Consider the following 5,171-nt stretch of genomic DNA (forward strand, 5'->3'; position numbering starts at 1 on the left):
TTTTCCCTACAAGACAGGGGAGTTCCGGAACACCATGACCTACACCCCCGAAACCTCGACCTGGCAATTTAAGCTCGAAGCTGCGCAGCCGGACGGTTCGTGGAAGCATTTTGCGCGCTACGACGTCAAGCGAAACTGACAACGCACGATTGGCAGCGCTCAATAAGGCGCTTTGAAGTCGGTGCCACCATTTTGGGAGTCCAGCCACCTCCCAGGAACCACATGAGCCTTGCCGTCTTACGTAGCCGCGCGCTCGCCGGCATGGAAGCGCCGGCAGTCAACGTGGAAGTCCATCTGGCCAACGGATTGCCTGGACTAACCATCGTCGGCCTGCCCGATGCAGAAGTGCGTGAAGCCAAGGACCGCGTGCGCGCAGCGCTGCAGAACTCCGGTTTCACGATTCCCCCGCGCCGCATCACCGTCAACCTGGCGCCGGCCGACCTGCCGAAAGAGTCCGGCCGCTTCGACCTGGCGATCGCACTCGGCATCCTGGCCGCCTCGCAGCAGATCCGCACCGATACCCTGGCGCGCTACGAATTCGCGGGCGAACTGTCGCTGTCGGGCGAACTGCGGCCGGTGCGCGGCGCGCTGGCGATGAGCTTTGCGATGCGGCGCCAGCAGGCCGGCAACGACAGCGAAGGCGGCCCCCGCGCCTTCATCCTGCCGCACCAGAATGCCGACGAAGCGGCGCTGGTGAGCGATGCTGCGGTCTATCCGGCGCGCACCCTGCTCGAGGTCTGCGCCCACTTCGCGCAGGACGCCGGGCAGCCGCGCCTGGCGCGCCATGCCGCCCTGCCCTGCGCCGCCGCGCCCGAGTATCCAGACTTCGCCGACGTAAAGGGCCAGCATACGGCCAAGCGCGCGCTCGAGGTGGCGGCGGCCGGCAGCCATTCGGTGCTGCTGATCGGCCCTCCGGGCGCGGGCAAGAGCATGCTGGCGGCGCGCTTTCCCGGCCTGCTGCCCCCGATGAGCGACGAGGAGGCGCTCGAATCGGCGGCGGTGCAGTCGATCGCCGGCAGTTTTTCGCCGCAGCGCTGGCGCCAGCGCCCGTTTCGCAGTCCACACCACACGAGTTCCGGAGTGGCCCTGGTCGGCGGCGGCAACCTGCCGCGTCCCGGCGAAGTCTCGCTGGCCCACCATGGCGTGCTGTTCCTCGACGAGCTGCCCGAGTTCGACCGCCGTGTGCTCGAAGTGTTGCGCGAGCCGCTGGAGTCTGGCCACATCACCATCTCGCGCGCGGCGCACCAGGCGGACTTCCCGGCACGCTTCCAGCTGGTCGCGGCGATGAATCCCTGTCCCTGCGGCTGGCTCGGACACCCCTCCGGCAAATGCCGCTGCACGCCCGAGGCGGCGCAGCGCTACCAGGACCGCGTCTCCGGCCCGCTGCTCGACCGCATCGACATCCAGCTGACGGTGGCCGCCATGCCCGCCGAGCGCATCGGCGCCGCGGCAGACGGCGAGCCGAGCGCGGCGATTGCCGCACGCGTCGTCGCCGCCCATGCGCTGCAGCTGGCGCGCCAGGGCAAGCCGAACCAGCGCCTGGGGCCGCGCGAGATCGACCGCCACTGCCGTCCGGACGCAGCCGGCGAGCGCCTGCTGCGCGCCGCCATGGAGCAGCTGCACTGGTCGGCCCGCGCCTACCACCGCGTACTGAAGGTGGCGCGCACGGTGGCCGACCTGGCCGGCGCGCAGGACGTGGCCGCCATGCATATCGCCGAAGCGATCCAATACCGGCGCGCACTGCGCGAGCAGTGAACGCTGGACGGTGCCGGGCATCTGCCGGGGGCTGCCATTCGGAGCGCCTCCTGTTACCATCGTTACATGCACATCAAACAATTCATGTTGGCCGGCGCGGCGGCGCTCCTGCTCGCCGGCTGCTCGCCCACCTACAACTGGCGCGACTACACCAGCCCCGACGGCAGCTTCAAGGCCCTGTTCCCAGCCAAGCCCGCCACGCACACCCGAACGGTCGACCTGGGCGGCATCCGCGTCGAGATGACGATGACAGCGGCCGAGGTGGAAGGCACGACCTTCGCGATCGGCACGGCAGTGGCGCCGGATGCGGCGCTGGCCCATGCCACCTTGCCGGCGATGCGCCAGGCGCTGTTGCGCAACATTGGCGCCGTTGACAAGGCCACGTCCGAGACCGCCGCGCTCACCGTCGATGCGCTCGGCAAGAGCCAGGGAGGGCCGGTGCGGCTGGTCGGCCGCTTCCTGGCCAGGGACACGCGCATGTACCAGGTGATCGTGGTGGGCAAGCCTGATGCCATGCCTCCGGAACAGACCGCGCAGTTCCTGTCGTCGTTCGCGCCGCAATGAGCGACTACGGCATTCCTGCGCTGCGCACCGCTGGCCTGTCCAAGTCCTTCGGGCGGCCGGCCGTCGATGGCCTCGACCTGCTGGTACGGCGCGGCGAGCTGTATGCCCTGCTCGGCCCGAACGGCGCCGGCAAGACCACCACGCTGCGGATGGTGACCGGCCTGGTGACGCCGGACACCGGGCGCATCGACGTGCTCGGGATCGACCTGGCGCTTGCGCCGCAGGACGCCAAGCGCAGGATGGCCTACCTGCCCGACGATCCCATGCTGTACGGGAAGCTCAAACCGACCGAATACCTCGCGTTCGTGGCCGGCCTGTGGGGCATTGGCGCGCGGGAGGCCGAACCGCGCGCGCGCGAACTGCTGGATTGGCTCGACCTGACGCCGCACGCGCATGAACTTACCGAAGGCTTTTCGCGCGGGATGAAGCAGAAGCTGGCCCTGGCCGGTGCCCTGATCCACGAACCGGAACTCTTGATCCTCGATGAGCCGCTGACCGGGCTCGATGCGGCTGCGGCGCGCCAGGTCAAGGATTTGCTGCTGTCGCACGTAGCCAAGGGCGGCACGGTGATCCTCACCACGCACATCCTGGAAGTGGCCGAGCGCCTGGCCCAGCGTATCGGCATTATCCGCGCCGGAAGGCTGATCGCGGAAGGCACGCTGGAGCAACTGCGCGAACGCACGAGCGGGGCCAGCCTGGAAGACGTGTTCCTGCAGCTGACCGCGCTGCCATGAAGGCTCGTCCGGGCAGCGTTGGCTGGCTGTGGTGGCACGAGCTGCGCCTGCTCTGGTTCGCCATGGGATCCGGCAAGCCGGGCAAGGCCAGGCGCCGACCCGGCCTGGCCGGACTCGCGACGATCGCCGTGGCCTGGCTGGCACTGCACGGTGTCGCCTATGTCGCGCTCAGGCGCCTCGAGGGTCTGGCGGGCGCCGTCGAGGGCGACCCGCGGGTGCTGGTGGCAGTGAGCGCGCTGCTGTTCGGCTGCATGAGCTTCATGCTCTCCAGCGCGCTCAAGTCCTGCGTGCTGGTGCTGTTCGAGCGCGGCGACCTCGACCTGCTGCTGTCCTCACCCCTGTCCTCGCACAGCATCTTCGCGATACGCCTCGTCACCGTGGCAGTAGGAACGGCGGCGCTCTACTTGTTCTTCCTGACGCCTTTCGCCCATGCGGGCGCGCTGCTGGGACATGCGGGATGGCTGGCGGTCTACCCTGTCCTGCTCGGCATGGGCACGGTCGTGGCCTGCGCCGCCATGCTGATGACGCTGGGCCTGGTGCGGCTCATCGGGGCGCGCCGAACCCGCATCGTGGCCCAGGTGATCGGTGCATTCGCCGGTGCCTCGATCTTCCTCCTGTCGCAGTTGTTCGCGCATTTTTCCTCGTCGATGGAAACGCGCGCGATGCAGGCCTTCACGCAAGCCTTTGGCGCGAATGGCGTGCTCGGATCGGGCAGTCCGCTTTGGCTACCAGGGCGCGCCCTGCTGGGCGAGCCGATCCCGGTGCTCGGCACGATCCTGCTGGCCGCGGCCGCCTTTGTCTTCACGGCGAGGTGTACTCACCGCTTCTTCGTGCACGGGCTGCAGCAGGCGGCATCGAGCGGCCGGGCTGGGCGCAAGCCTGCCGGCGGGCTGCGTTTCCAGTTCGGACACAGCCTGTTTACGAGCGTGCTGCTCAAGGAATGGCGGCTGATCGTGCGCGATCCGCACCTGATTTCGCAGGTCGCGCTGCAGTTGGTTTACCTGCTGCCGCTGTTCTTCATCATCTTCCGGCGCGGCGACTTCCAGATGCCGGCCATCGCCGCGGGACTCACCCTGTTGTGCAGCTCCATCACGGCTTCGCTGGCCTGGATCGTGGTGTCGGCGGAAGACGCGCCCGACCTGCTACGCCTGGCGCCAGCGCCCGTCTCCACGATACGCCTGGCCAAGCTGGCGTCGGCGGTCTTGCCCTCGCTGGCGATCGTCGCGCTGCCTCTGGTTTGGCTGGTGCAGCGTACGCCCGGAGCGGGGCTGCTGGTGGCGTTCACCGTCATCGGCGCCGTCAGCAGCGCCGCCCTGATCGTGCACTGGTGCGGACGCCCCGGCTCGCGCAGCGATTATCTGGCACGCGGGAAGAGCGACTTCCTGACCTCGATCCTGGAAATGTGCAACAGCCTGTCCTGGGGCTCCCTGGCATGGAGCCTGGCTTCGCTGACGGGCGAGCGCTCAGACAGGATCATCGTCGCCGTTTCTTTTTCCGCACTCGCTCCGCTGGTGACACTGGTGTTGTCGTGGTGCCTGCGGCGTCCACAGGCGTGAGTGCGTGCGCGGGATGACCGCTGTTCGAAGTCGTGTTATCGTTTAATCACTAACAGATCAATGGGCAGAGCTATGCTGATTAAATTTAAATCAAAGTCCTATCCTGAGGTGTTGATGTACCAGGAGCATGCGAAGCGCATCCTGGACTTGCTACACAAGGATATGGAACGCGGTGTCATTACCGCGGAAGAAGCGACGCGCGCAGTGGCGCTTCTCGAAGGCGAGATCGAGGAAAGCCGCAAGCACCAGGTGTCGGAACAGGTCGAGCGCGACGTGCACGCCCATCATGGTGAAACCGAAGACAACGAACACGAGCCGATCGAGGTCGTCAGCTTCTCGACGCGCGCGTATCCACTTCTGGAAATGCTGCGCGCTGCGCGTGATAACCGTACCGATGTGCTCTGGGGAGTGTAAAGCAGGGATATGGTAGCAACGGGGTATCGGCCTGCGCCGTCCCCGCCCCGCTGCAAGTCAGGTGAAGAATAGGTAAACGTAAAGCAAAAAGCCCGCTCAGTATCAACTGAGCGGGCTTTGCTTTATAACTAGCCTGACGATAACCTAC

Annotated in this window: 5 protein-coding genes; all 5 read left to right on the forward strand. The window is 67.1% G+C overall.

What is annotated here, in order from left to right; translation table 11 throughout:
* Nucleotides 1–222 precede the first annotated feature (222 nt).
* The 5 genes from LCI23_RS10045 to LCI23_RS10065 all read left to right on the forward strand — a co-directional run bounded on the left by LCI23_RS10045 (nucleotide 223) and on the right by LCI23_RS10065 (nucleotide 5,023).
* Nucleotides 223–1,755, forward strand: a complete 1,533-nt coding sequence (locus LCI23_RS10045) for a YifB family Mg chelatase-like AAA ATPase (protein ID WP_224946323.1) — start codon at nucleotides 223–225, stop codon at nucleotides 1,753–1,755.
* A gap of 66 nt (nucleotides 1,756–1,821) precedes the next feature.
* A complete protein-coding gene (locus LCI23_RS10050; RefSeq protein ID WP_224946324.1) occupies nucleotides 1,822–2,319 on the forward strand; it encodes a hypothetical protein in 498 nt (165 codons plus the stop codon).
* Nucleotides 2,316–3,053, forward strand: a complete 738-nt coding sequence (locus LCI23_RS10055; RefSeq protein WP_224946325.1) for an ABC transporter ATP-binding protein — start codon at nucleotides 2,316–2,318, stop codon at nucleotides 3,051–3,053. The genes LCI23_RS10050 and LCI23_RS10055 overlap by 4 nt, the downstream gene beginning before the upstream one ends.
* Nucleotides 3,050–4,609: a hypothetical protein gene (locus tag LCI23_RS10060; protein ID WP_224946326.1), complete on the forward strand. Its 1,560-nt coding sequence runs from the start codon at nucleotides 3,050–3,052 to the stop codon at nucleotides 4,607–4,609. Before LCI23_RS10055 ends, LCI23_RS10060 begins: the two co-directional genes overlap by 4 nt.
* Before the next feature lie 72 nt (nucleotides 4,610–4,681).
* Nucleotides 4,682–5,023 (forward strand): DUF1840 domain-containing protein, encoded by a 342-nt coding sequence (locus LCI23_RS10065; protein WP_224946327.1) that lies wholly within the window; start codon nucleotides 4,682–4,684, stop codon nucleotides 5,021–5,023.
* The last annotated feature ends 148 nt before the right edge of the window (nucleotides 5,024–5,171 follow it).

The organism is Massilia sp. MS-15, from assembly GCF_020176695.1.
Lineage (GTDB): Bacteria > Pseudomonadota > Gammaproteobacteria > Burkholderiales > Burkholderiaceae_D > Telluria > Telluria hydrophila.

What these genes read in the sequence shown, in the direction of transcription:
- LCI23_RS10065 (WP_224946327.1), top strand. Translation starts at nt 4,682, where the DNA reads ATGCTGATTAAATTTAAATCAAAGTCCTATCCTGAGGTGTTGATGTAC.
- LCI23_RS10060 (WP_224946326.1), top strand. Translation starts at nt 3,050, where the DNA reads ATGAAGGCTCGTCCGGGCAGCGTTGGCTGGCTGTGGTGGCACGAGCTG.
- LCI23_RS10055 (WP_224946325.1), top strand. Translation starts at nt 2,316, where the DNA reads ATGAGCGACTACGGCATTCCTGCGCTGCGCACCGCTGGCCTGTCCAAG.
- LCI23_RS10050 (WP_224946324.1), top strand. Translation starts at nt 1,822, where the DNA reads ATGCACATCAAACAATTCATGTTGGCCGGCGCGGCGGCGCTCCTGCTC.
- LCI23_RS10045 (WP_224946323.1), top strand. Translation starts at nt 223, where the DNA reads ATGAGCCTTGCCGTCTTACGTAGCCGCGCGCTCGCCGGCATGGAAGCG.